The sequence below is a fragment of the Shimwellia pseudoproteus genome, assembly GCF_016415625.1.
Lineage (GTDB): Bacteria > Pseudomonadota > Gammaproteobacteria > Enterobacterales > Enterobacteriaceae > Shimwellia > Shimwellia pseudoproteus.
In genome coordinates this window covers 55,117-81,237 of sequence record NZ_WBXP01000004.1, presented here as the reverse complement: position 1 = coordinate 81,237, position 26,121 = coordinate 55,117, and the positions used below count along the sequence as shown (strand labels likewise).

The 26,121-nt window shown below is 55.7% G+C and carries 25 protein-coding genes; 11 read left to right on the top strand and 14 right to left on the bottom strand.

Features of this window, described 5'->3' with window-relative positions; genetic code table 11:
* Positions 1-20: 20 nt before the first annotated feature.
* Entirely contained in the window at positions 21-1,199 is a 1,179-nt protein-coding gene (purT, locus tag F9C28_RS03335; protein ID WP_199013819.1) for a formate-dependent phosphoribosylglycinamide formyltransferase, read from the top strand.
* A gap of 85 nt (positions 1,200-1,284) precedes the next feature.
* Here the strand turns inward: purT and F9C28_RS03330 are convergent, their stop codons facing one another.
* The 3 genes from F9C28_RS03330 to zwf all read right to left on the bottom strand — a co-directional run bounded on the left by F9C28_RS03330 (position 1,285) and on the right by zwf (position 5,511).
* Positions 1,285-1,926 carry a bifunctional 4-hydroxy-2-oxoglutarate aldolase/2-dehydro-3-deoxy-phosphogluconate aldolase gene (locus tag F9C28_RS03330; RefSeq protein ID WP_199013818.1) on the bottom strand — a complete coding sequence of 214 codons (642 nt, stop codon included), beginning with the start codon at positions 1,924-1,926 and terminating at the stop codon, positions 1,285-1,287.
* A 60-nt stretch (positions 1,927-1,986) separates the two neighbouring features.
* On the bottom strand, positions 1,987-3,798 hold the full coding sequence (gene edd / locus F9C28_RS03325; protein WP_199013817.1) for a phosphogluconate dehydratase: 1,812 nt from the start codon (positions 3,796-3,798) through the stop codon (positions 1,987-1,989).
* A gap of 237 nt (positions 3,799-4,035) precedes the next feature.
* Positions 4,036-5,511: a glucose-6-phosphate dehydrogenase gene (gene zwf, locus F9C28_RS03320; RefSeq protein ID WP_199013816.1), complete on the bottom strand. Its 1,476-nt coding sequence runs from the start codon at positions 5,509-5,511 to the stop codon at positions 4,036-4,038.
* A 369-nt stretch (positions 5,512-5,880) separates the two neighbouring features.
* Between zwf and F9C28_RS03315 the strand changes: the two genes are divergently transcribed.
* Both F9C28_RS03315 and pyk read left to right on the top strand, forming a co-directional pair.
* Complete coding sequence (locus F9C28_RS03315; protein WP_199013815.1) at positions 5,881-6,765, top strand: MurR/RpiR family transcriptional regulator; 885 nt, start codon at positions 5,881-5,883, stop codon at positions 6,763-6,765.
* Positions 6,766-6,937: 172 nt separating this feature from the next.
* Entirely contained in the window at positions 6,938-8,380 is a 1,443-nt protein-coding gene (gene pyk, locus F9C28_RS03310; protein ID WP_199013814.1) for a pyruvate kinase, read from the top strand.
* 78 nt (positions 8,381-8,458) lie between these two features.
* On the opposite strand, the gene lpxM is transcribed toward pyk, so the two are convergent.
* The 3 genes from lpxM to znuA form a co-directional block, all read right to left on the bottom strand.
* The gene (lpxM, locus tag F9C28_RS03305; protein WP_199013813.1) at positions 8,459-9,427 is read right to left on the bottom strand and encodes a lauroyl-Kdo(2)-lipid IV(A) myristoyltransferase; all 969 of its coding nucleotides are present in this window, start codon (positions 9,425-9,427) and stop codon (positions 8,459-8,461) included.
* Between the two features lie 168 nt (positions 9,428-9,595).
* Positions 9,596-10,924 (bottom strand): murein DD-endopeptidase MepM, encoded by a 1,329-nt coding sequence (gene mepM / locus F9C28_RS03300; protein WP_199013812.1) that lies wholly within the window; start codon positions 10,922-10,924, stop codon positions 9,596-9,598.
* 15 nt (positions 10,925-10,939) lie between these two features.
* Positions 10,940-11,884 (bottom strand): zinc ABC transporter substrate-binding protein ZnuA, encoded by a 945-nt coding sequence (znuA, locus tag F9C28_RS03295; protein WP_199013811.1) that lies wholly within the window; start codon positions 11,882-11,884, stop codon positions 10,940-10,942.
* Positions 11,885-11,963: 79 nt separating this feature from the next.
* Between znuA and znuC the strand changes: the two genes are divergently transcribed.
* Together znuC and znuB are read left to right on the top strand one after the other, a co-directional pair.
* Positions 11,964-12,722 (top strand): zinc ABC transporter ATP-binding protein ZnuC, encoded by a 759-nt coding sequence (gene znuC / locus F9C28_RS03290; protein WP_199013810.1) that lies wholly within the window; start codon positions 11,964-11,966, stop codon positions 12,720-12,722.
* Positions 12,715-13,500 (top strand): zinc ABC transporter permease subunit ZnuB, encoded by a 786-nt coding sequence (znuB, locus tag F9C28_RS03285; protein ID WP_199013809.1) that lies wholly within the window; start codon positions 12,715-12,717, stop codon positions 13,498-13,500. Before znuC ends, znuB begins: the two co-directional genes overlap by 8 nt.
* A gap of 64 nt (positions 13,501-13,564) precedes the next feature.
* Here znuB and ruvB read toward each other — a convergent pair whose 3' ends face one another.
* From ruvB to aspS, 6 genes are all read right to left on the bottom strand, one after another.
* Positions 13,565-14,578, bottom strand: coding sequence for a Holliday junction branch migration DNA helicase RuvB (gene ruvB, locus F9C28_RS03280; protein WP_199013808.1), 1,014 nt, complete (start codon positions 14,576-14,578; stop codon positions 13,565-13,567).
* Positions 14,579-14,586: 8 nt separating this feature from the next.
* Positions 14,587-15,198: a Holliday junction branch migration protein RuvA gene (ruvA, locus tag F9C28_RS03275; protein WP_199013807.1), complete on the bottom strand. Its 612-nt coding sequence runs from the start codon at positions 15,196-15,198 to the stop codon at positions 14,587-14,589.
* A 73-nt stretch (positions 15,199-15,271) separates the two neighbouring features.
* A complete protein-coding gene (gene ruvC, locus F9C28_RS03270) occupies positions 15,272-15,793 on the bottom strand; it encodes a crossover junction endodeoxyribonuclease RuvC (RefSeq protein WP_199013806.1) in 522 nt (173 codons plus the stop codon).
* A gap of 106 nt (positions 15,794-15,899) precedes the next feature.
* The gene (locus tag F9C28_RS03265) at positions 15,900-16,646 is read right to left on the bottom strand and encodes a YebC/PmpR family DNA-binding transcriptional regulator (RefSeq protein WP_199013805.1); all 747 of its coding nucleotides are present in this window, start codon (positions 16,644-16,646) and stop codon (positions 15,900-15,902) included.
* A 23-nt stretch (positions 16,647-16,669) separates the two neighbouring features.
* A complete protein-coding gene (nudB, locus tag F9C28_RS03260; RefSeq protein ID WP_199013804.1) occupies positions 16,670-17,113 on the bottom strand; it encodes a dihydroneopterin triphosphate diphosphatase in 444 nt (147 codons plus the stop codon).
* Positions 17,114-17,118: 5 nt separating this feature from the next.
* Positions 17,119-18,885: an aspartate--tRNA ligase gene (gene aspS / locus F9C28_RS03255; protein WP_199013803.1), complete on the bottom strand. Its 1,767-nt coding sequence runs from the start codon at positions 18,883-18,885 to the stop codon at positions 17,119-17,121.
* Positions 18,886-19,162: 277 nt separating this feature from the next.
* Here aspS and F9C28_RS03250 point away from each other — a divergent pair, with 277 nt between their 5' ends.
* From F9C28_RS03250 to cmoB, 5 genes are all read left to right on the top strand, one after another.
* Positions 19,163-19,729 (top strand): hydrolase, encoded by a 567-nt coding sequence (locus F9C28_RS03250; protein WP_199013802.1) that lies wholly within the window; start codon positions 19,163-19,165, stop codon positions 19,727-19,729.
* Between the two features lie 2 nt (positions 19,730-19,731).
* Positions 19,732-20,547 (top strand): DUF72 domain-containing protein, encoded by an 816-nt coding sequence (locus tag F9C28_RS03245; protein WP_233148887.1) that lies wholly within the window; start codon positions 19,732-19,734, stop codon positions 20,545-20,547.
* 112 nt (positions 20,548-20,659) lie between these two features.
* A complete protein-coding gene (locus tag F9C28_RS03240; protein ID WP_199013800.1) occupies positions 20,660-21,055 on the top strand; it encodes an MAPEG family protein in 396 nt (131 codons plus the stop codon).
* A 42-nt stretch (positions 21,056-21,097) separates the two neighbouring features.
* Positions 21,098-21,841, top strand: coding sequence for a carboxy-S-adenosyl-L-methionine synthase CmoA (gene cmoA / locus F9C28_RS03235; RefSeq protein WP_199013799.1), 744 nt, complete (start codon positions 21,098-21,100; stop codon positions 21,839-21,841).
* Positions 21,838-22,809: a tRNA 5-methoxyuridine(34)/uridine 5-oxyacetic acid(34) synthase CmoB gene (gene cmoB, locus F9C28_RS03230; RefSeq protein ID WP_199013798.1), complete on the top strand. Its 972-nt coding sequence runs from the start codon at positions 21,838-21,840 to the stop codon at positions 22,807-22,809. Before cmoA ends, cmoB begins: the two co-directional genes overlap by 4 nt.
* Positions 22,810-23,527: 718 nt before the next feature.
* Here cmoB and cutC read toward each other — a convergent pair.
* Entirely contained in the window at positions 23,528-24,262 is a 735-nt protein-coding gene (gene cutC, locus F9C28_RS03225; RefSeq protein ID WP_199013797.1) for a copper homeostasis protein CutC, read from the bottom strand.
* Between the two features lie 85 nt (positions 24,263-24,347).
* Here cutC and F9C28_RS03220 point away from each other — a divergent pair, with 85 nt between their 5' ends.
* Positions 24,348-25,484: a MalY/PatB family protein gene (locus F9C28_RS03220; RefSeq protein WP_199013796.1), complete on the top strand. Its 1,137-nt coding sequence runs from the start codon at positions 24,348-24,350 to the stop codon at positions 25,482-25,484.
* Between the two features lie 38 nt (positions 25,485-25,522).
* On the opposite strand, the gene F9C28_RS03215 is transcribed toward F9C28_RS03220, so the two are convergent.
* Positions 25,523-26,092 carry a VOC family protein gene (locus F9C28_RS03215; protein ID WP_199013795.1) on the bottom strand — a complete coding sequence of 190 codons (570 nt, stop codon included), beginning with the start codon at positions 26,090-26,092 and terminating at the stop codon, positions 25,523-25,525.
* Positions 26,093-26,121 lie beyond the last annotated feature (29 nt).

Here is a 26,121-nt window from a genome sequence, read left to right as displayed (position 1 = left end):
CTACCGCAGGTACAGAATTTATGTCTATGTTGGGAACCGCACTGCGCCCGGCAGCCACGCGCGTTATGCTGTTAGGCTCCGGTGAATTAGGCAAAGAAGTGGCCATTGAGTGCCAGCGACTCGGGCTGGAAGTGATCGCGGTGGACCGCTACGCGGATGCCCCCGCCATGCATGTCGCCCACCGTAGCTACGTTATCAATATGCTGGACGGCGAAGCCCTGAAAGCGCTGGTGGCCCGCGAGATGCCGGATTATATCGTGCCGGAAATCGAAGCGATTGCCACCGATGCGCTGGCCGAACTGGAAGCCCGCGGCCAGTGCGTGGTGCCCTGCGCCAACGCCACCCGTCTGACCATGAACCGGGAAGGCATTCGCCGCCTGGCGGCGGAAACCCTCGGGCTGCCGACCTCCAGCTACCGTTTTGCCGACGATGACGTCAGCTTCCGCCAGGCGGTCAGTGAGATTGGCCTGCCCTGTATCGTTAAACCGGTGATGAGCTCCTCCGGTAAAGGGCAAACCTTTATTCGCAGCGCCGGGCAACTGGAGGCGGCCTGGCAATATGCCCAGCAAGGGGGACGTGCCGGCGCCGGACGGGTGATTGTGGAGGGGGTGGTTAATTTTGATTTTGAAATCACGCTGCTTACGGTCAGCGCCGTGGACGGCATCCATTTTTGCGCCCCAATTGGCCACCGCCAGCAAGATGGCGATTACCGTGAGTCCTGGCAGCCCCAGCAGATGAGCCCGCTGGCGCGCACCCGGGCCGAAGCCATCGCGGCGAAGGTGGTCAATGCCCTGGGGGGACACGGCCTGTTTGGGGTTGAGCTGTTCGTCTGCGGCGATGACGTTATCTTTAGCGAAGTGTCCCCCCGTCCCCACGATACCGGGATGGTCACCCTGCTCTCTCAGGATCTGTCGGAGTTTGCCCTGCACGTGCGGGCTTTTACCGGGCTACCGGTGGGCGGTATCCGCCAATATGGGCCATCCGCCTCGGCGGTTATCTTGCCGGCCCTGACCAGCGATAATGTCAAATTTGCCCGGGTGCCAGAGGCCCTGGGGGCGGGTATCCAGATACGGCTGTTCGGCAAACCGGATATTGACGGTACCCGGCGGCTGGGTGTGGCGCTCGCCAGCGGCGAGACCATTGACGACGCGGTTGCCCGGGCGAAGCAGGCAGCAGAAACCGTTGAGGTCGTACCCTGATAACCGGCCCGCTAACCGCCAGCCCACGGCGCGCGGGCAAAAAAAATCCCCCCTGGACAGGGGGATTTTTTATTCAGGGCCAGACTTACAGTTTGGCGCCTGCAACGGCTTCTTTTGCCAGCGCGGTGATGCGATCGTAATCACCGGCTTCCATTGCGTCGTCCGGTACCAGCCAGGAGCCGCCAACACACAGGACGCTGTTCAGCGCCAGGTAGTCGCGGTAGTTAGCCGGAGAGATACCGCCAGTCGGGCAGAAACGGATCTGCGCGAACGGGCCAGCAATGGCTTTCAGGGCTTTAACGCCGCCGTTTGCTTCAGCCGGGAAGAATTTAAACTCTTTCAGGCCGTGATCCATACCCAGCATCAGCTCAGACACGGTGCTGATACCCGGGATAAGCGGGATAGTACCTGCGGCTGCCGCTTTCAGCAGAGAGTCAGTCAGACCCGGGCTGATGGCGAACTGCGCGCCCGCTGCGGTGACGTCTGCCAGCTGCTGCGGGTTAGTAACTGTACCCGCGCCAACGATGGCATCCGGTACTTCTTTGGCGATAAGGCGAATAGCTTCCAGGGCACATTCAGTACGCAGGGTAACTTCCAGAACGCGAACGCCACCGGCAACCAGTGCTTTAGCCATCGGTACCGCGTGTTCCAGTTTTTTTACAACGATAACAGGAACAACCGGACCGCTTTTCAGGATCTGTTCCGCACTTGTTTTCCAGTTTTTCATCAGAGACTCTCTCCCGTGAATTTTAATCGGTTATTGCGCCCGCTCCGGGGCGCTGTTAACTCAAAATTTAATACAGGTTGCACCCTGTTCTGCGCCAGACATGTTTTCACGCAGCGCGCCGAACAATTCACGGCCCATCCCCACGCGTTCAGCGCTGAAATCAGGGTGGAACGCTGTGCGTTTCGCCAGCTCGGCGTCATCAACCAGTAAGGTCAATTCACCGGTTTGCCCGTTAACACGGATCATGTCGCCATTTTGTACTTTTGCCAGCGGGCCGCCATCGTAAGCTTCTGGTGTTACGTGGATAACAGAAGGCACTTTACCGGACGCGCCGGATAAACGGCCATCGGTGACCAGCGCAACTTTGAAACGGCGGTCCAATAATACACCAAGTGGCGGCATCAGTTTATGTAATTCTGGCATACCGTTGGCTTTTGGCCCCTGGTGGCGCACGACAACCACGCAATCGCGGTCCAGTTCGCCCGCTTCGAAGGCCGGAACCACATCGTGCTGGCTTTCAAATACCACGGCCGGAGCCTCGATAATCTGGTTTTCAGCCGGTACCGCAGAGGTTTTCATGACCGCACGGCCAAGGTTGCCGCTCATTACTTTGGTGCCGCCGTGATGGGAGAACGGCTGCTCGATTGACGCGATAACGTCTTTATCCAGAGACGCCTGCGGGCCGTCACGCCATGCCAGTTTGCCGTTATCCAGCCACGGTTCCATCATGTAGTGTTGCAGGCCGAACCCGGCCACGGTGTTAACGTCTTCAAACAGCAGGCCGCCTTTCAGCAGCTCACGGACCAGTACCGGAATACCACCGGCTGCCTGGAAGTGGTTAATGTCTGCCGGGCCGTTCGGGTAGATCCGCGCCAGCAGCGGAACCACATCGGAAATTTCAGAGATATCATCCCAGTTGATGATAATGCCGGCTGAGCGCGCCATGGCCACCATATGCATGGTGTGGTTGGTAGAGCCACCGGTCGCCAGCAGCGCGACGATACCGTTGACGAAGACTTTTTCATCCACCATTTTACCGATTGGCATCCACTCGTTACCGTTACCGGTGAAGCGGGTTACCTGACGGGCCGCGGCGGCGGTCAGTTCAGCACGCAACTGGGCATCAGGGTGAATAAAGGACGAGCCTGGCAGCTGCATCCCCATAAATTCAATCACCATCTGGTTAGTGTTGGCAGTGCCGTAGAAAGTACAAGTGCCCGGCGCATGATAAGACGCCGCTTCGGCATCCAGTAACGCCGCGCGATCCACTTTACCTTCCGCATACAGCTGGCGGATACGGACTTTTTCTTTGTTCGGCAGGCCGCTGGACATCGGACCGGCAGGAATGAACACCGCAGGCAGATGACCAAAAGAGAACGCCGCCATGGCCATCCCGGGGACGATTTTATCGCAAATCCCAAGGAACAGCGCGCCATCAAACATGTTATGGGCCAGGCCAACCGCCGCAGACATGGCTATCACTTCACGGCTCAGCAGGGATAACTCCATCCCGTCCTGGCCCTGGGTAACACCGTCACACATTGCCGGTACGCCGCCCGCAACCTGGGCTACTGCCCCGACATCGTGCAGAGCTTTGCGGATTTGCTCCGGGTAGTGCTCGTAGGGCTGGTGCGCAGAGAGCATATCGTTGTAGGCGGTAATGATCCCGATGTTGTTGCGCAACATGCTTTTCAGAGAGGCTTTATCCTCCGGCTGGCAGGCGGCAAAACCGTGGGCCAGGTTGCCACAAGCCAGTTCAGAACGGTGGACAGTGTTGGTCTTCGCTTTCTCTATGCGCGCCAGGTAGGCTTCACGAGTCGGACGAGAGCGTTCAATGATGCGTTCTGTTACGCGTAACAAACTCGGGTTCATAATAGATCCTCATAAAATTCCTGCCGAAGCAGACGGCACAGTCTCACAAGCAGTAAGTATAAAACACCTTTGGCGCTATGTTTACCGGGCCATAGGGGCAAAATCGCTTCAGCTAGTGTAACTAAAAAAGCCCCGCTGGTTAATCCAGAACGGGGCTTTAAGTTAAAAATATTTTTGCTGAGGCTGTGTTAGATCATGTTACCGGTAAAATAATTACCCGCATTTATCTGATACAGATCACTCAAACTCATTCCAGGAGCGGCCATCACGGGTGATCATCGCCACCGAGGCTAACGGGCCCCAGGTACCCGCCTGATACGGTTTTGGTGCTTCGTTATCCAAAGTCCAGGCTTCGGTGATGGAATCCACCCATTTCCAGGCTTCTTCGACTTCGTCACGGCGCACAAACAGCGCCTGAATGCCGCGCATGGTTTCCAGTAACAGACGTTCATAGGCATCCGCCAGATGGGTCTGATTAAAGGTTTCCGAATAGCTCAGATCCAGTTTAGTCGTTTGCAGGTTATGTTTGTGGTCCAGACCCGGGACTTTATTCAGGATTTGGATATCCACCCCTTCATCCGGCTGCAGGCGAATCGTCAGTTTGTTGTTCGGCAGCTCCGCCCAGGAATCTTTAAAAAGATTCATTGCCGGGCTCTTGAAGTACACCACCACTTCGGAGCATTTGGTTGGCAGGCGTTTACCGGTACGCAGGTAGAACGGAACCCCCGCCCAGCGCCAGTTATCAATATCCACCCGGATGGCAACAAAGGTTTCGGTGCAGTTGGTTTTGTTAGCACCCTCTTCTTCCAGATAGCCCGGCACCTTTTCACCCTGGACAAACCCGGCGGTGTACTGCCCGCGTACGGTTTTCTCCCGGACATTGCTGCGATCGATACGGCGCAGGGATTGCAGCACTTTGACTTTTTCGTCACGAATATGGTCCGCCGTCAGATCAGATGGTGGCGCCATGGCAATCATGCACAGGATCTGTAACAGGTGGTTCTGGATCATATCGCGCATTTGACCGGCGGTATCGAAATACCCCCAGCGCCCTTCAATGCCCACTTCTTCCGCGACGGTGATTTCCACATGATCAATGGTGCTGTTGTCCCAGTTATTGGAGAACAGCGCATTGGCAAAGCGCAGCGCCAGCAGGTTGAGTACCGTCTCTTTTCCCAGATAGTGGTCTATACGGTAAACCTGGGATTCGTCGAAGTATTCCCCCACCTGGTCGTTGATTTCCTGGGAGGTCACCAGAGATCGTCCCAGTGGCTTCTCCATCACCACCCGGGCCGGGCTGGCGTTCAGTTTGGCCGCCCCCAGACCTTTACAGATGGCACCGAACGTTGATGGCGGCATGGCAAAGTAGTTAATGGTGACGCGGTTCTTCTGATCCAGCATTTTTGCCAGACGGGAGAAGCCCTTAACGTCATTGACATCGAGGTTACAGAAATCCAGCCGGCCACTGAGGGTTTCCCAGAGTGACTCGTCAATTTTCTCTTTGAGAAAGGTATCCAGCGCCTCACGCACCACTTTGGTATAGGCGTCCTTATCCCAGTCAGCACGGCCAACACCGATGATCCGGGTATCTTTGTTGATCTGGCCCGCTTTTTCCAGTTGATACAGCGAAGGCAATAACTTCCGGCGCGCTAAGTCGCCTTTCGCCCCGAAGATAACCAGATCACATGCCTGGGCTGTTTGCATTACCGCCATGTTACTCTCCTCGTTTCGGATATCCCGGCAGTTGTCTGCCAGGCCCTGCTTGTAATTTTATTACGGCTCAATGTATCTGGTTTGCGGTGGCCATGAAACCCTAATTCCGTGACACCGCATTACCAGCGCGCGACAAGCGAGTTTTCGGTCATTTTACGTGATGTAAATCACCATACATGACAAATAGTGGCTTTCACGTGCAACGTTATTCCGTTGCTAAAATCCGACGTCGATCATGTTATGAAAAAAAACAACATATTTTGGCTGTTTTTACCTCCCTTTCCAGGGGGCAGAAGTATATTCTTGCTTGTCTGTCAGATGATTCGCTGATGAGCAGTGAATCATGACTATGAGTGAGTATCCTGCCTTATGAATATGCTGGAACAAATCCAGTCGCAGCTGGAACACCTGAGCAAGTCAGAACGCAAAGTGGCTGAAGCCATTCTTTCCGCACCGCAAACGGCCATCCATCTCAGCATTGCCGCCCTGGCCGGCGAGGCAGGCGTCAGCGAACCGACCGTCAACCGCTTCTGTCGCCGCATGGAAACCAAAGGCTTCCCGGACTTCAAACTGCAACTTGCCCAAAGCCTGGCTAATGGTACGCCATATGTCAGCCGCAATGTTAATGAAGATGATAGCGTTGATGCTTACACGGGTAAAATCTTTGAATCGGCGATGGCATGTCTTGATCTGGTGCATCAATCGCTGGATCTGCTGGCCATTAACCGGGCGGTGGATTTATTAACCCAGGCCAAGAAAATTGCCTTTTTTGGGCTGGGCTCTTCTGCCGCCGTGGCCCACGACGCCATGAATAAATTTTTCCGCTTCAATGTGCCGGTTATCTACTCCGATGACTCAGTACTCCAGCGAATGAGCTGTATGAACAGCAGCGACGGCGATGTGGTGGTGCTTATCTCCCACTCCGGCCGGACAAAACATATGGTTGAACTGGCGAAGCTGGCCCGGGAAAATGACGCGATGGTGATTGCGCTTACCGGGGAGGATACCCCCCTCGCCCGGGAAGTGACGCTGCCGATTTTCATTAATGTGCCGGAAGATACCGATATTTATATGCCGATGAACTCCCGGCTTGCGCAGTTGACGGTTATTGATGTCCTCGCCACCGGGTTCACCTTGCGCCGCGGCGCAAAATTCAGGGATAACTTGAAGCGGGTCAAGGAAGCACTCAAAGAATCGCGTTTTGATAAAGCGCTGTCCGTTACAGAGAAACCTGTTTCAGGAAAAGATAGCTAAACGCTCTACGGGCTTTCAGGTAGTAACTTTACCGGTTGCCACCTGAAAGCCGCAGGGCATGATACAAGAAATGATTTTTCATTCGGTTAGTGATGGGTTCGACATCCCGCATGTTGCCCTTAACCGGTTTTGTTCATGCAACACCAAAACTTGTCAGACAATGGAGTAACACATGTCCAGACGGCTACGTAGAACCAAAATCGTTACCACTTTAGGCCCGGCTACCGATCGCGATAATAATCTGGAGAAAGTTATCGCCGCCGGGGCTAACGTTGTGCGGATGAATTTCTCTCACGGCTCACCGGAAGATCACCAAATCCGCGCCAATAAAGTCCGCGAGATCGCCGCCAAACTGGGTCGCCATGTGGCAATTCTCGGCGACTTACAGGGCCCAAAAATCCGGGTGTCCACCTTTAAAGAAGGCAAAGTATTCCTCAGCATTGGTGATAAATTCCTGCTGGATGCCAACCTCGGCAAAGGCGAAGGCGATAAAGAAAAAGTCGGTATCGACTATAAAGGCCTGCCTGCCGACGTCGTACCAGGGGACATTCTGCTGCTGGACGACGGCCGCGTGCAGTTAAAAGTCCTGGAAGTTCAGGGCATGAAAGTCTTCACCGAGGTCACCGTCGGTGGCCCGCTGTCCAACAATAAAGGCATCAACAAACTGGGCGGTGGGTTATCAGCCGAAGCCCTGACCGAGAAAGACAAAGCGGACATTCTGACCGCGGCGAAAATTGGCGTTGATTACCTGGCGGTCTCTTTCCCGCGCTGCGGCGAAGATCTGCACTATGCCCGTCGCCTGGCCCGGGATGCAGGCTGTGACGCCAAAATCGTTGCCAAAGTAGAGCGTGCAGAAGCGGTCAGCTGCGATGAAGCGATGGACGATATTATCCTCGCCTCTGACGTGGTGATGGTTGCCCGTGGTGACCTCGGGGTTGAAATTGGCGATCCGGAACTGGTGGGTATTCAGAAAACCCTGATCCGTCGCGCCCGTCGCCTGAACCGTGCGGTGATCACCGCGACCCAGATGATGGAGTCGATGATAACCAACCCGATGCCGACCCGCGCAGAAGTCATGGACGTGGCTAACGCCGTGCTGGATGGTACCGACGCGGTGATGCTGTCTGCTGAAACGGCGGCCGGTCAGTACCCGTCAGAAACAGTGGCCGCCATGGCCCGTGTCTGTCTGGGTGCCGAAAAAATCCCCAGCATCAACGTATCGAAACACCGCCTTGATGTGCAGTTCGATAACGTAGAAGAGGCGGTTGCCATGTCGGCGATGTATGCCGCCAACCACCTCAAAGGGGTGACCGCCATCATTACCATGACCGAGTCTGGCCGTACCGCGCTGATGACTTCCCGTATCAGCCCCGGGCTGCCAATCTTCGCCATGTCCCGCCACGAACGCACCCTGAACCTGACGGCGCTGTACCGTGGGGTAACGCCGGTCTATTTTGACGGTGATGATGACGGCCTGGCCGCAGCCCATAACGCGGTTAATCTGCTGCGCGATAAAGGCTATCTGATGACCGGCGATCTGGTTATCGTTACCCAGGGTGATGTCATGGGTACCATTGGTACCACCAATACGACCCGTATCATGACGGTGGAATAATACCGCGGTCTGTTACCGGCACAGCAAAAAGGGCGCATGTTGAACATGCGCCCTTTTTTATACTGCCGCATCCGCCGGTTAGCGGTAGAGATCCTTGCGTTTATAAGGCTGGATCTCCCCAGGCTTACGGGTTTTCAGCAATTTCAGGATCCAGGTGTATTGTTCCGGGTGGGGCCGGACAAAAACCTCCACCTCTTCGTTCATTCGCCGGGCAATGGTGTTGTCGTCCGCGTCCAGCAAATCATCCATTGGCGGGCGGACATAAATTGCCAGCCGGTGGGTGCGGGCGTCATAGACCGGAAACAGCGGAACCACCCGGGCGCGACACACTTTCATCAGCCGGCCAATGGCCGGTAACGTGGCTTTATAAGTGGCAAAAAAGTCCACGAACTCGCTGTGTTCTGCCCCGTGATCCTGATCGGGCAGATAGTAGCCCCAGTAGCCTTTACGCACCGAACTAATAAACGGTTTAATACCGTCATTGCGGGCATGTAGCTGGCCGCCAAACCGGCGACGCACCGTATTCCACACATAGTCCAGCAACTGATTGCTCTGGTTGTGAAACATGGCGGACATCTTTTGACCACTGGCCGCCATCAGCATCGCCGGGATATCCACCCCCCAGCCGTGGGGCACCAGAAAGATAACGTTCTCACCGTTACGCTGCATGGCATCAATAATCTCTTTGCCGTGCCAGTCAACTTTCGCCAGTACCGTGGCCGGGCCGCGCATCGCCAGCTCCGCCATCAGGCTCATGGCCTGGGGCGCAGTAGCAAACATCTCATCAATAATCTCTTCCCGATACGCCTCGGTCAGTTCAGGAAAGCAATACAGCAGATTAATTTGCGCCCGGCGGCGGGCATTTTTTGCCAGCCGCCCGGCAATACGGCCAATCTTGCCCAGAATCGGGTCCCTGAAAGCGGCGGGCGTCAATGCCAGACCGGCAAATGCCGCGATCCCCAGCCAGGAGCCCCAATATTTGGGGTGGAAAAACGCACGCTCAAACTGCGGGATAAATTCGATGTTGGATTTTTTTTCTTGTGCCATGCTTATTCCCGGCTTGCGCCGATCAATCCTTTATTTATTTCAGCATCTAGGTTCAGCTGATTTTTTGCGACCACCTGAGGGCTATTTTAGCGGCAGGCGGGCCGGCAGACAAAAATAAAAGCCGGTGCAAGGGCACCGGCTTTTACAGAGTCAGACGATTCCTGCCTGTCAGTTAAGGGTCAACTGCGGCACCACCTGGGAAACCTGCGCCAGATAATCGCGACGATCGCTCCCGGCCAGCCCTTCGCTGCGCGGCAATTTCGCCGTCAGCGGGTTAACCGCCTGCTGGTTGATCCACACTTCATAGTGCAGGTGGGGGCCCGTAGAACGCCCGGTGTTGCCCGACAGCGCAATACGCTCGCCGCGCTTCACCTTCTGCCCCGGTTTCACCAGCAGCTTTTTCAGATGCATATAGCGCGTGGTATAACTGCGGCCGTGGCGAATAGCCACATAGTTCCCGGCCGCACCGCTGCGCTTCGCCATCACCACCTCACCGTCACCAACCGCCAGCACCGGCGTGCCCTGCGGCATGGCAAAATCCACCCCGCGATGGGGCGCCACGCGGCCGGTAACCGGGTTCAGACGGCGCGGGTTAAAACTGGACGATACCCGAAACTGTTTTACCGTCGGGAAGCGCATAAAGCCTTTTGCCAGCCCGGACCCGTTGCGATCGTAGAATTTGCCGTCTTCGGCGCGGATCGCATAATAATCTTTACCTGCGGCGCGTAACCGCACCCCCAGCAGCTGGCTCTGTTCGCGTTTGCCGTCGAGGATTTCCCGGGACATCAACACCGCGAACTGGTCATCTTTGCGCAGTTTGCGGAAATCCATCTGCCACTGCATCGCCTTTATCACCGCACTCACCTCATTGCTGGTGAGGCCGACGCTACGGGCGCTGGCCACAAAGTTACTGCCCACCCGGCCATTGAGCACATGGTTTACCCAATCGCCCTGCTGGGTTTCACGGTCCACTTTAAAACCGCTGGTCGTGCGCTGGTAGGTACGGGTTTCGCGGCGGGACATCTCCCAGGTCAGTTGCTGTAAATCCCCGTCGTTGTTCAGGGTCCAGGTCAGCTGCTGGCCGATTTTAAGGTTCCGCAGATCTTTGTCGGCATTAGCCAGCTGGCTGATATCGCCGATATCGATACCGTACTGGTTAAGAATACTGCTGAGCGTATCGCCGCTGGAGACCACATAGTCATGGCCGGTGTCGGCCCCGGTGGACTTATCATCCAGCCCATCCTGCGGCAGGGTGTCGTCGCCGTCATCGGTGTCGGCGGTCTGATCGATGGGTTCACTGGCATCGGGCAGCAGGGTCCGCGTTTCGTGGACGTCGCGCTCAATAGCGCGGACCAGCGGGGTGCTGTCCGGATGGTAAACATAAGGCCGCCATACTGCGACGGCCAACGTAAGAACTGAAAGGGACCCCAGCATCACACGGTGGGGTCTTGGCAAATTATTAAACGCCAGGGCGACAGCGCGGGCTATCTGTTGCACGTATTCACTTCCTCGTTATTCTCCTTTCAGGCAACGTTGATACTGGTCCGCCAATTGGGTCAGGAACTGCATATAACTCTCTTTACCGGGTTTAATTGCAGTCCCTAACGGATCAAGGGTTCCCATGCGCACATTGGTCCCCCTGGCGACAGCATCAATAACCGCTGGCCTGAACTGCGGTTCAGCAAAAACACAGACTGCTTTTTGCTCAACCAACTGTGTCCTGATTTCATGTAAACGCTGAGCACCGGGCTGAATAACCGGGTTCACGGTAAAGTGTCCAAGAGACGTCAATCCGTAGTGTTCTTCATAATAGCCGTAGGCGTCATGAAAAACGAAATACCCCTTTCCTTTCAACGGTGCCAGCGCTGTTTTGATCTGCTGATCAGTGGTTGCTAATTCTGCCTCAAAAGCATGCAGATTCGCGTCAAGTTTGGCCTTATTTTGCGGCATAAGTTCCACTAATTTATCGTGGATTGCAACCGCCGACAGGCGGGCCATAGGGGGTGACATCCAGATGTGCATATTGTATTCACCATGATGGTGATCTTCGTCACGATTTTCTGTACCATGGTCATGGTCGTGATGATCATGGTCGTCATCATCACTGCCTTTTCTTAATAGTGGTTTAATCGCCGGAAGTGCGGCCAGTGAAAGCTGTTTACTCGCCGGCATCTGGCCGACGGATTTGGTCATAAAGCTTTCCATTTCCGGGCCGACCCATACCACTAAAGTAGCGTCCTGTAAGCGTTTTACATCAGACGGCCGCAATGCATAATCATGCTCAGAGGCGCCGTCCGGCAGCAGTATTTGGGTGTCCGTTACCCCATCGGTAATCGCCGATGCAATGAACCCCAATGGCTTAATTGAGGTTAATACGGCGGCCTGTGCAGCGAAGGAAGCGCTCATCAGCAAGACTGCGCTGGCCGTAGCGTAAAGAAACGTATTTTTCTGTGTCATAATGCGAAATAATCCCCGGTAATATGTAGGCGCTGTGATATTATAACATTCGCCTACTCTTTCAAGCCTATAAATGTAAATGACTAATCTGGTTACCCTGGAAAAAGTGTCGGTCTCCTTCGGGCAGCGACGCGTCCTTGCTGATATCTCACTTACCCTGCAACCGGGCCGTATTCTGACCCTGCTGGGGCCAAACGGGGCCGGGAAATCCACCCTGGTACGGATTGTGCTTGGGCTGATTAAGCCGGATGCCGGGGTAATCACCCGCGATCCGAAACTGCGTATCGGCTATGTGCCGCAAAAGCTGCATCTTGATGTCACCCTCCCCCTGACTGTGTCACGTTTTCTGCGCCTGCGCCCCGGGGTGAAAAAGGCCGATATTCTGCCGGCCCTGAAGCGAGTACAGGCAGCACACCTGATGGATGCCCCCATGCAAAAACTGTCCGGCGGGGAAAACCAGCGGGTATTGCTGGCCCGGGCGTTACTGAACCAGCCGCAGTTACTGGTGCTGGATGAACCCACCCAGGGGGTCGATGTTAACGGCCAACTGGCGCTCTACGATCTGATTAACCAATTACGTAACGAGCTTAATTGCGGCGTGCTGATGGTGTCCCACGATCTGCATCTGGTCATGGCCAAGACAGACGATGTGCTGTGCCTTAACCACCATATTTGCTGTTCCGGTACCCCTGAGGTGGTCTCCACCCATCCCGAGTTCCAGGCCATGTTCGGCCTGCGCGGTGCGGAACAGCTCGGTATTTACCGGCATAACCACAACCATCGTCACGATTTACGTGGCCGTATCGTGCTGCGCAGAGGTACCGGGACCCATGATTGAATTACTGTTACCCGGCTGGCTGGCCGGGATGTTACTGGCCTGTGCCGCCGGGCCGCTGGGCTCGTTTGTGGTCTGGCGGCGGATGTCTTATTTCGGTGATACCCTGTCCCACGCCTCATTACTGGGGGTGGCCTTCGGGTTACTGCTGAATGTTAACCCGTTCTGGACGGTGATTGCCGTCACCCTGTTGCTGGCTACCGGGCTGGTCTGGCTGGAAAAACGCCCCCATTTAGCCATTGATACCCTGCTGGGGATTTTCGCCCACAGCGCCTTGTCCCTTGGCCTGGTCGTGGTGAGCCTGATGTCGGGTATCCGGGTAGATCTGATGGCGTATCTGTTCGGGGATTTGCTGTCCGTTACTCCGCAGGATCTGTGGGGGATTGGTGTTGGTGTGGTTATCGTCCTGGCGGTGCTGGGCTGGCAGTGGCGCAACTTGCTGGCCATGACCATCAGTGCCGACCTGGCCTTTGTGGACGGCGTGAAATTGCAGCGCGTTAAACTGCTACTGATGCTGGTGACCGCGCTGACTATCGGGGTGGCAATGAAGTTTGTCGGCGCGCTGATTATTACCTCATTGTTGATTATCCCGGCCGCCACCGCCCGCCGTTTTGCCCGCACCCCGGAGCAAATGGCCGGTATCGCCGTGATTATCGGTATGATTGCCGTCAGCGGCGGGATGACGTTCTCCGCCTTCTACGACACCCCGGCAGGCCCGTCCGTGGTGCTGGCGGCAGCGGTACTGTTTATTATCAGTATGGCCCGCAAACAGCCGGTGTAATGCCAGCGCTGAAGGCCAAAAAACCGCCAGATGGCGGTTTTTTTTATGGTGCATCCACGCGGGGTTACTCCCCGCTACCCGGGGGGATAATACCAAAGTGCTGCCAGGCCCTCGGGGTGGCCATACGCCCGCGCGGCGTGCGCTGCAAAAAACCCTGCTGGATCAGGAACGGCTCCAGCACATCTTCGATGGTCTCCCGCTCTTCGCCAATGGCGGCGGCCAGGTTATCCAGCCCGACCGGGCCCCCCATAAACTTATCCAGCACCGCCAGAAGCAGTTTACGGTCCATATAGTCGAAGCCCTCGACATCCACATTCAGCATATCCAGCGCCTGGGCGGCGACATCGGCAGAAATCTCGCCGTTGTAGCGTACTTCGGCAAAATCCCGCACCCGGCGCAACAGACGGTTGGCAATACGCGGCGTTCCCCGGGCGCGCTTAGCCACTTCCAGCGCGCCGGCCTCGTCCATGGTCAGCCCCAGGCAACTGGCGCTACGCCCGACGATATGCTGTAAATCCGCCACCTGGTAAAACTCGAGCCGCTGCACAATGCCGAAGCGGTCCCGCAGCGGCGACGTTAACGAGCCGGCCCGGGTGGTGGCGCCAATCAGGGTAAACGGCGGCAGATCGATTTTAATTGAGCGGGCCGCGGGCCCTTCCCCAATCATAATATCCAGCTGGTAATCTTCCATTGCCGGATACAGCACCTCTTCCACCACCGGCGATAACCGGTGGATCTCATCAATAAACAACACATCGTGAGGTTCAAGATTGGTAAGCATTGCCGCCAGATCGCCGGCCTTTTCCAGTACCGGGCCAGACGTGGTGCGCAGGTTGACCCCCATTTCATTGGCAACAATATTGGCAAGGGTAGTCTTCCCCAGCCCCGGGGGGCCAAAGATCAGTAAATGGTCCAGCGCATCACCACGCAGCTTCGCCGCCTGGATAAATATTTCCATCTGGGAGCGGACATGGGGCTGCCCAACGTATTCACTGAGCAGTTTCGGGCGAATAGCCCGGTCCGCAACATCCTCTACCGTTAAGGTATCCGCGGAGACCAGACGGTCTGTTTCTATCATCCTTTACCTCACAACGCCGCGCGCAATGCGTCGCGGATTAGGGTTTCACTGTCTGCATCCGGCCGGGCAATTTTGCTGACCATCCGGCTGGCTTCCTGAGGTTTATACCCCAGCGACACCAGCGCAGCAACTGCCTCGGCTTCGGCATCGTCCGCCACGCCGCTGGCGGGGGATGTCAGCACCAGATCGGCCGCCGGCGTAAACAGATCGCCATGCATCCCTTTAAAGCGGTCTTTCATCTCAACCACCAGCCGTTCCGCGGTTTTTTTACCGATCCCCGGTAATTTCACCAGTGAGGCCGGCTCTTCGCGTTCCACCGCATTAACAAATTGCTGAGCCGACATACCGGACAGGATAGCCAGCGCCAGTTTTGGCCCGACACCGTTAACTTTGATAAGCTCGCGGAACAGTGTGCGTTCCTGCTTGCTGCTAAAACCGAACAGCAGCTGCGCATCTTCACGCACCACAAAGTGAGTGAACACCGTGGCCTCTTTGCCCAGCGCCGGTAGCTCATAGAAACAAGTCATCGGCATATGAATTTCATAGCCTACGCCACCCGCTTCCAGCAATACCAGAGGGGGCTGTTTCTCAATGACGATACCTCTTAAGCGACCTATCACGTTATGTTCCTGTATTCGGTTCTTGATGAATTGCCTATGATATAAAAAAGGCTGGATGTTTATCCAGCCTTAATTACTTTAACCGGCCCCGGGCGAGATTGAGCCGGGACTCACTCATCTGGATAGCATTCTGGCTGATATGGCAGTGGGTAATCGCGATGGCCAGCGCATCCGCCGCATCTGCCTGAGGATTAGCAGGCAGCTTGAGCAAGGTACGCACCATATGCTGTACCTGGCTTTTCTCCGCGCTACCAATGCCCACCACCGTTTGTTTCACCTGGCGGGCGGCGTATTCAAACACCGGCAATTCCTGATTCACGGCGGCAACAATCGCCGCGCCGCGCGCCTGGCCCAGCTTGAGGGCTGAGTCAGCATTTTTGGCCATAAAGACCTGCTCAATGGCAAAATAATCAGGCTGAAACTGGGTAATAATTTCTGACACCCCGGCATAAATCAGTTTTAAGCGCGAGGGTAAATCCACTACCTGAGTACGAATACAGCCACTGCCCAGATAGGTTAGCTGCCGGCCAGTCTGGCGGATCACGCCATAACCGGTAATCCGCGATCCCGGGTCAATACCGAGTATGATCGCCATATTACATCCTGTCGTTAAATAAGAAGGCTGCTCGCCCAAAAGCGTGCAGCCCACATTAACGCATTAATCCCCCGCTGACGCAGGTGATATTGTCGTTATATTCGGATCAATCCAGCATTGCTGCGATTTCGTCAGAAATTTCACCGTTATGGTAAACTTCCTGCACGTCGTCACAATCTTCCAGCATATCGATCATCCGCATCAGTTTCGGTGCGGTTTCCGCATCCATATCCGCTTTGGTTGACGGGATCATGGCGACTTCAGCGCTTTCCGCGACCAGGCCGGTGGCATCCAGTTTATCTTTCACTTTGCCCAGTTCTTCCCAGGCAGTGTACACGTCAACAGCACCGTCATCGTAGTTAACGATATCTTCAGCACCGGCATCCAGGGCTGCTTCCATGACGGCATCTTCGTCAACGCCCGGCGCGTAGGAGATAACCCCTTTCTTGCTGAACAGATAAGCCACAGAACCATCAGTGCCGAGGTTGCCGCCGCATTTGGTGAAGGCGTGACGCACTTCAGCTACGGTACGGTTACGGTTATCGCTCAGGCACTCAATCATCACGGCGGTACCGCCAGGGCCGTACCCTTCGTAGATGATGGTTTCCATGTTCGCATCATCATCGCCACCCACACCGCGGGCAATGGCGCGGTTCAGGGTATCGCGCGTCATGTTGTTAGACAGCGCTTTATCCACCGCGGCGCGCAGACGCGGGTTAGCGTCCGCATCACCACCGCCCAGACGGGCAGCGGTGACCAGCTCGCGAATGATTTTAGTGAAAATTTTACCGCGCTTGGCATCCTGCGCCGCTTTACGGTGTCTCGTGTTGGCCCATTTACTATGACCTGCCATAAATATCTCCAAAAGCGCCTGTATCAGGCGACATCAATTACAAACTCTTCAATCGCCTGCCGGTTGCTCCACGATTTGGTTAATGCGGCGGCCTCCGCTGCATTAGCCCAATACCAGGCAAGATGTTCACTGATCTCAATCTGGCGTTCGTGAGGGAGCGCAAGACAGAACCAATATTCGGTATTACGCACCACACCCGGCGCATAGCGATGACGAAAATGAGTAAAAATTTCAAACTCTACGCAGCGCTGGCAGTCAACTAAGGGTAATTGCTCAGCGGCAATATCAATAGCAACCTCTTCCTTTACTTCGCGCTGCGCAGCCTGCAGGGCGCTTTCACCTGCCTCCAGGCTGCCGGTAACCGACTGCCAGAAATCAGGATCATCGCGCCGCTGCAACATCAGCACCCGCTTCGTGTCCCGGGCAAAAATCACCACCAGTACCGAAACGGGTTGCTTCCAGGCCATGTCTGTTATTCGCCTTTCTTCACAACGGCGATACCCAGCTCATTTAGCGCAACCGGATTAGCTAAACTTGGCGCATCGGTCAGCAGACACGCGGCAGCCGTGGTTTTCGGGAACGCAATAACGTCACGAATGTTTTCGGTGCCGGTCAGCAGCATGGTGACACGGTCCAGACCGAACGCCAGGCCAGCGTGTGGCGGAGTACCGTATTTCAGCGCATCCAGCAGGAAGCCGAATTTTTCGCGCTGTTCCTGTTCGTTAATCCCGAGGATTTCGAACACGGTCTGCTGCATCGCATTGTTATGAATACGCACTGAACCACCACCCACTTCATAGCCATTAATGACCATGTCGTACGCGTTAGCAATGGCGGTTTCCGGCTGTGCTTTCAGCTGTTCCGGGGACATATCGCGCGGTGAGGTGAACGGATGGTGCATGGCAGTCAGGCCACCTTCGCCATCTTCCTCGAACATCGGGAAGTCAATCACCCACATCGGCGCCCATTTGGCGTCGTCGGTCAGGCCCAGATCTTTACCCAGCTTCAGGCGCAGAGCACCCATCGCATCGGAAACGATCCGGCCTTTATCCGCACCGAAGAAGATAATATCGCCATCCTGGGCCGCAGTACGGGACAGGATCTGTTCCACTATCTCCGCCGTCAGGAATTTAGCCACTGGGCTGTTGATCCCTTCCAGGCCATTGGCGCGTTCGTTGACCTTCATGTAGGCCAGACCTTTGGCGCCATAAATTTCAACAAATTTACCGTATTCATCAATCTGTTTACGGCTCAGCTGGGCACCGCCCGGTACACGCAGTGCCGCAACACGGCCCTTCGCATCATTGGCCGGGCCGGAGAAGACTTTAAACTCAACGTCTTTCAGCAAATCGGCAATATCAACCAGTTCCATCGGGTTACGCAGATCCGGTTTATCAGAACCGTAACGGCGATCCGCTTCAGCGAAGGTCATCACCGGGAATTTGCCCAGATCAACACCTTTAATTTCCATCCACAAACCGCGGATCATCTCTTCCATGATCTCACGCACCTGGGCGGCGGTCATGAAGGAGGTCTCAACGTCTATCTGGGTAAATTCAGGTTGGCGGTCAGCGCGTAAGTCTTCATCGCGGAAGCACTTCACTATCTGATAGTAGCGATCGAACCCGGACATCATCAGCAGTTGTTTAAACAGCTGAGGGGACTGCGGCAGCGCGTAAAATTTACCTTTGTTCACGCGGCTCGGCACCAGGTAATCGCGGGCACCCTCTGGGGTTGCCTTGGTCAGCATCGGGGTTTCAATATCCAGAAAACCGTGGCGGTCCATAAAATGGCGCACAAAAGCAGTAATTTTCGCCCGGGTTTTCAGTCGCTGGGCCATTTCCGGACGACGCAGGTCCAGATAACGGTATTTCAGGCGCGCTTCTTCGGTATTGACATGGTTAGAGTCAATCGGCAGCGGCTCAGAACGGTTGATGATGTTCAGATCGGTCGCGAAGACTTCGACTTCACCGGTGGCCATATCACGATTGATGTTTTTTTCGTCACGGGCACGTACAGTGCCGGTTACCTGAATACAAAACTCATTACGCAGCTCTGAGGCAAACTTGAAAACATCCTGACGATCCGGGTCAAAAAAGACCTGAACGATGCCTTCACGGTCCCGCATATCAATGAAAACAAGACTACCCAGATCGCGACGACGGTTGACCCAACCACACAGAGTCACTTGTTGCCCTACATGGGACAGATTGAGCTGCCCACAGTATTGTGTACGCATGAGATATCCCTTAGCCAGCCGCTGGCTGCACAACTCTGTTGCTACAGAGGGCCTTACCGCGGCTGCACTGAATGTCACAACAAATTAAAAAGGGGCTTATCATACTGGAAATTCCACGTTGAGATAAGTCCGCCCTTACCCTTACTGCGCGTTTGCTGCGCATCAGGGGGTAATTATTCTCACAAAAACTAACAAAAATTGTAAACGCTTCTAATGCTATTCCCGTTTAAGGTGTAATTAACAGGTCGTTAAGACAAACTTTTGTTTCGGAGTTTTTATGTTAGCACTGAATCCCGCCACCTCAGCCCTGGTTATCATTGATTTGCAAGAGGGGATCCTGCCTTTTGCCAAAGGCCCCCACAGCGCCGAACAGGTGGTTAGCCAGGCGGCATTGCTGGCGGAAAAATTCCGCAGCCTGCACGCCCCGGTGGTGATGGTGCGCGTGGGCTGGTCCCCGGATTATGCCGAGGCACTAAAACAGCCCACCGATATGACCGCCCCTGCGGCCCCGCTCCCCGCCGAGTGGTGGCACTACCCGGTGGCGCTGGGTAAAAGAGACAGCGATATCGAAGTCACCAAACGCCAGTGGGGGGCATTTTACGGCACCGATTTAGAGCTTCAGTTACGCCGCCGGGGTATTGACACCATCGTGCTGTGCGGGATCTCAACCAATATCGGGGTGGAATCCACCGCCCGTGATGCCTGGGAACGGGGGTTCGCGCTGGTATTTGCCGAAGACGCCTGCAGTGCCGCAAGTGCCGAACAGCACCAGAGCAGCATCAGCAATATTTTCCCGCGCATTGGCCGGGTGCGCCGTTGCGCTGAGATCCTCGCCGCACTGTGAGTCTGTTTATTGGCCTGCCCCAGTGGTCGCACCCCAAATGGGGGCGCCTGGGGATCACCTCGCTGGAAGATTATGCCCGCCACTTTAACTGTGTGGAGGGCAATACCACGCTGTACGCGCTGCCGTCACCGGAGGTGGTACAGCGCTGGTATCAACAGACCCACGATAATTTCCGCTTTTGCTTTAAATTCCCGGCCACCATTTCCCATCAGGCGGCCCTGCGCCACTGTGATGATCTGACCTGCGAATTTTTTACCCGTCTGGCCCCGCTGGCGTCCCGCACCGGCCAATACTGGCTCCAGCTACCGGCCACCTTCGGCCCGGAGGACCTCCCGGCCCTGTGGCAATTTCTTGACGGCCTGCCCGGGGCGTTTCGCTACGGTGTTGAGGTCCGCCATCCGTCCTTTTTTGCCAAAGGGGACGCCGAACAGGCCCTGAACCGCGGGCTGCATCAGCACCAGATTAACCGGGTAATCCTCGACAGCAGGCCAGTGCATCTTGCCCGCCCCGACAGTGAAGCCCTGCGTGAGGCTCAGCGTAAAAAACCCCGCCTGCCGGTGCATGCCATCGCCACCGCCGATCAGCCGATGGTGCGCTTTATCGGCAGCGACGATATGGCCAGCAATCAGGCGCTGTTTGCGGTTTGGCTGGAAAAACTCGGGCAGTGGTACCAGAACGGCTCCCCCTGGTTGTTTTTACATACCCCGGATATTGCCCAGGCGCCGGCGCTGGTGCGCACCTTATGGCCCGCGTTACAGCAGCGCTTCCCCGATATTGGCCCCCTGCCGGCGATTCCTCAGCAGGATCAACTGTTCTAATTGTTCACCGCCGCTACCTGATACCGGGCGTTATCCATCGTCATACAGGCGACAGCGTGCGGGGGAGCGGCTATGATGTGCAGGCAAAGAATCAGGTTTACACGGAGTGAATATGGTAAGCGCGCTTTATGCCGTGCTGGGTGCCCTGTTGCTGATAAAGTTCTCCTTTGATGTGGTGCGCCTGCGTATGCAATATCACGTCTCCTATGGCGACGGTGGCTTTACTGAATTACAAAGCGCCATTCGTATCCACGGCAATGCGGTGGAATATATCCCCGTTGGGCTACTGTTATTATTACTGATGGAAATGGACGGTGCCGAAACATGGATGGTCCATGTTTGCGGTCTATTACTGACTGCCGGACGCCTGATGCATTATTATGGCTTTCACCACCGCCTGATACGCTGGCGGCGCTCCGGAATGAGCGCCACCTGGGCTGCACTGCTGCTAATGGTACTGTCAAATCTCTGGTATATGCCGTGGGAGTTGGTTTTCAGTCTCCATTAACGCACAATACTCCACTTTCGTTATTCCCGGATTTTAGGTTTTATGTCGAACCGCGATATGCTTTTCTCCGCCCCGATTGACAAACTGGGGGACTGGACTTTTGATGAACGAGTAGCCGAAGTCTTCCCGGATATGATCCAGCGCTCTGTCCCTGGTTACTCCAATATTATTTCGATGATCGGCATGCTGGCCGAGCGTTTTGTCACCCCGGACAGCCAGGTGTATGACCTCGGTTGCTCCCTGGGGGCCGCCACCCTGTCGGTACGGCGCAATATTCAGCAACCCGGCTGTAAGATTATCGCCGTGGATAACTCACCGGCGATGGTGGAACGCTGCCGCCGCCATGTTACCGCCTTCAAAGCCCAGACCCCGGTTGAGGTACAGGAAGATGACATCCGCCGGGTCACCATCGAAAACGCCTCGCTGGTGGTGCTCAACTTTACCCTGCAATTCCTCGAACCCGCCGAGCGCCAGCAAGTGCTGAATAACGTCTACCAGGGGCTGAACCCCGGTGGCGCCCTGGTGTTATCGGAGAAGTTCAGTTTTGAAGACGCCGAAGTAGGTGAGCTGCTGTTTAATATGCATCATGATTTTAAGCGGGCCAACGGCTACAGCGAGCTGGAAATCAGCCAGAAACGCAGCATGCTGGAGAATGTCATGCTGACTGACTCGGTAGAAACCCATAAAAAACGGCTGCGTCAGGCGGGGTTCACCCACAGCGAACTGTGGTTCCAGTGTTTTAACTTCGGTTCCCTGGTGGCCATCAAAGCAGGTTCACCGTCATGATCGACTTTGGTAAATTTTATCAGCAGATTGCCACCGGCCCCCTCGCCCACTGGCTGGAAACGCTGCCCGCCCAGGTGGGTAGCTGGCAGCGGGACGCCCTTCACGGGCAATTTAAGCAGTGGATGCGCAGTGTCAGCTTCCTGCCGGAGATAACCCCTGCCCGCCTTGATATACTGAACGGGGTACAGGCAGAAGCGGCCACGCCGCTGAGCGAGGGACAAAAAACCGGGATTGAAAAGCTGCTGCGCAACCTGATGCCCTGGCGCAAAGGGCCGTTTGATCTCTATGGCATTCATATTGATACCGAATGGCGCTCCGACCTTAAATGGGATCGGGTGCTGCCCCATATCAGCCCGCTGGCGGGCCGTACCATTCTTGATGTTGGCTGCGGCAGTGGTTATCACCTGTGGCGCATGGTGGGTGCCGGTGCCAGCCTGGCGGTAGGTATTGATCCAACCCAGCTTTTTTTATGCCAGTTCGAAGCAGTGCGTAAGCTGCTGGGGGATGACCAGCGCGCCCATGTTCTGCCGCTGGGTATCGAACAGCTCCCGCCACTCAACGCCTTTGACACCGTGTTCTCGATGGGGGTCCTGTATCACCGCCGCTCTCCCCTCGATCATTTATGGCAGCTAAAAGATCAACTGGTTAAAGACGGCGAGCTGGTACTGGAAACGCTGGTGGTGGACGGTGACGAAAATACCGTGCTGGTACCGGGGGATCGTTATGCCCAGATGCGTAATGTCTATTTTATCCCCTCCGCCCTGGCGCTGAAAAAGTGGCTGGAGAAATGCGGCTTTGTGGATGTGCGTATCGCCGACCAGTGTTACACCACCCAACAAGAGCAGCGCCGGACAACCTGGATGACCTCGGAATCGCTTGGGGACTTTCTCGACCCGGCAGACGCCACCAAAACCATTGAAGGCTACCCCGCCCCATTACGCGCGGTGTTAATTGCCCGTAAGCCATAAAAAAAATGCCGCTCAGCAGGGAAACTGGCGGCAAATGGCATTTACTTCATTGACTACCTCTTGGGTGAGTGAATTACACCATACCCTTTGTCATGTTTCGTCTGGCGGATATAAATAATTATTAAATTTCCAGTCAGTTTATTTTTCCCGGCCACGCTGGATTACGCCTTTAAGGGTATTATTGATTAACGATGTCGCGACAGTTACATTATTACTGTGCGAAACAGATAATATAAATACACCATCCTGTAGTTGTTCACGTTAACCGGGCAACGTATTACCAGACAGCGTACCCCCCGTGGTTTTTAATGGAGAAAACAACCTAACTCAATGTATTTACTGTAATTACAATAAAAATAATGCTGTTAGCCACCTGATACCCTCCGCACGCCACCATCACCCTGAGCCAATAAACACCCCACGCCACATCAGGCGGAAATATTATATCGCCACCACAGACCATCGCTGACACCCGGACATCCACAACCGTCTGGATGATATTATTCACCTTTTATTGCTATCGCTACGTTATTATTCGCACGGCCAGTCAGACAGTAGTTAACTGTCCGGGGTAATACCCGCGCACAGCGTTATTAGTTATCCGTTATTCCCTTACGCCGGGCCAGTAACCGACAGATAAAAAGAACCCCGACAAGAAAGGCCGGGGTCTGGTACATGCAAACATCACATTGGGCGACATGATGCGCGGCAAAAAGCGTCATCCCGCGAGGGCGTTTTTCAGCGCCGCTACTGTTTTCGCACTGACACAATAGCGACTATATTCATCATTACCGGGACCCGATGACATGGACACCCCGGCTTTGCGATAGCGCATCGGTGAATTCACCTGATGCCCGGCAGAGCTGTGCACCTCCTGCAAGCCTGCCTCGCGAAACAACCGGACATTATCAGGGCGTACTCCCGCACCGGCCATAATGATTGGAGCACGGGAACAGGCATTTAGTTCCCTGAGAAGTGAAACTCCTTGTACTGCGCTGGCCTGCTGGCCAGAGGTTAAAATGCGCGCAACACCTAAATCTGTAAGTTGTTCAAGGGCATAAAACGGATCCGCGCACATATCAAAAGCGCGGTGAAATGTGACAGCCATCCCATTACTGGCGGCGATTATTTGTGCCATCCGCGCCATATCAACCTGGCCATCCTCATCCAGCACCCCCACCACCAGCCCCGGAAAGCCAAGATCGCGCAGCCAGGCCACGTCAGCCAGCATGGTCTGAAACTCTGCGCCGGTGTAGCAAAAATCACCGCCCCGGGGGCGCACTATCGGGTGCACCGGGATAGTCACCTGTTGCCGCACGGCCTGGAGTAAGCCCGCCGACGGGGTCAGCCCGCCTTCTGCCGGGGCGCTGCACAGTTCCAGCCGGTCCGCCCCCGCCTGCTGTGCCGTTAGCGCACTATCCAGTCCATAACAGCAAATTTCCAGTAATGGCACTACTTTCTCCTTAATTTTCAGACAGTCTGTCGTCGCTTATCGCCACCGTGATAAGCTGAAAAACCATTTTCCAGGACCCCGTATCATGACATTCAATTTTGATGAAAGGATCGAGCGTCGTCACAGCGACAGTGTTAAATGGAATAAATACCCCGCAGATGTCCTGCCGATGTGGGTTGCCGATATGGACTTCCGCTCTGCCCCCTGCATTATTAACGCCCTTAACCAGCGGGTGAATCATGGCGTGTTTGGTTATACCGGACACCCGCAACCGTTTATTGAGCAGATAGTCCACTGGCTCGCCAGCCAGTATCAATGGCACATTCGCCCAGAGTGGCTGGTGATTATTCCCGGGGTGGTCCCGGGCTTAAACCTCGCGCTCCGGGCATTTACCGGCCCGGAACAGCAGAGCATTGCCCCGGCGGTTATCTACCCGCCGTTTCATAAAGCAGCCCGTCTGGCGGCGCGCCGGCAGCGGCATGCGCCGCTACGCCTCCGGGAGGGACGCTGGCAACTCGATCTCCCGGCCCTGACCGCCGACATGGATGGCTCAGAAAAACTGCTATTGCTCTGCAACCCGCAAAACCCCGGGGGCACCGTCTACCGCAAAGCAGAACTGGAGGCACACCTCGCCTTTGCCCGGGAGCACGATCTCATTGTCTGCTCCGACGAGATCCACTGTGATCTGATCCTCGACCCGGCTGCACGCCACATCCCGTTTGCCACCCTGAGTGAAGACGCCGCCCAGTGCTCGATTACGCTAATGTCACCGTCAAAAACCTGGAATATTGCCGGTCTGGGTGCCTCATTTGCGGTGATCCCCAATCCTGAGCTGCGGCGCCGCTTTGTGGCGACCGGGAACGGTATCCTGCCCCATGTGGATCTGCTGGCGCTGACCGCCGCCACCGCCGCCCTGCAAAACGGCGGCCCCTGGCGCGAGGCGCTGCTCGGCTACCTGCGCCACAACCGGGACCGGCTGGCAGAGGCGGTTAGCACATTACCGGGGTTAAAAATGGTGGCCCCTCAGGCCACCTATCTGGCCTGGGTGGATGCCAGCGGTCTGGGGGTGGATAACCCCACCCGCTGGTTTGCGGCGCGCGGGCTGGGGTTCTCCCCGGGTGAAGATTTTGGCGCCCCGCAATTTGTACGCATCAACTTTGGCTGCCCGGCCAGCACCCTGGAGGAAGCGATTACCCGGCTCAGACAGGCACTGGTGGGTTAGCCGCGTTGCTTACCGGGCTTCACGGCCCGGGATGTCACTCAGGGAGCCTCTTGTTCGCTGGCCACGACGGCTTCAATGCTCCACGGGTGGAACTTAATGGTCACCCTGCCGTTGGTAACCGCCAGTGTCGGGTTGGGTAAGCGCTCTTTTTCGCCCCGGGGGGCGCTGGTTTTTAAAGCGATTCCCGGGGTTGCCAGCCCCCGATCGCCCAACAGGGCCACTGCTCTGGCATTCAGGGTTTCCGGGGGGCCGGGCAGGACAATTTCCACATGTTCCCAGCCCTCATGGGGGTAGCGTTTTTCCCCGGGCCAGGGCAATTCGACAACCTTAATATTCCAGTGGCCGACCGTCACCGGCGTCGTCAGTTTAAACAGGCAGATAGGCCGGCCGTTGATGATATTCTCAGACAACAAGGTGGCACACTGGGCAAACCCCTGCCGCCAGCGCTCTGCGGTGGTATTTTGGTGGCAGCGTAGTGAAATATGGTCCGCCGTCAGGGGCGTTACATCGAGTTGCAGCGTTGCGGCCAGTTGCTGAAGTTCAGCAATAAATCGCGGTAAATCCCCGGCAATATCCGCCAGTTGCTCAATATCATACCAGTGGGCCATGGTCGCCTCCGGGTTAAGAAAACGGCTAA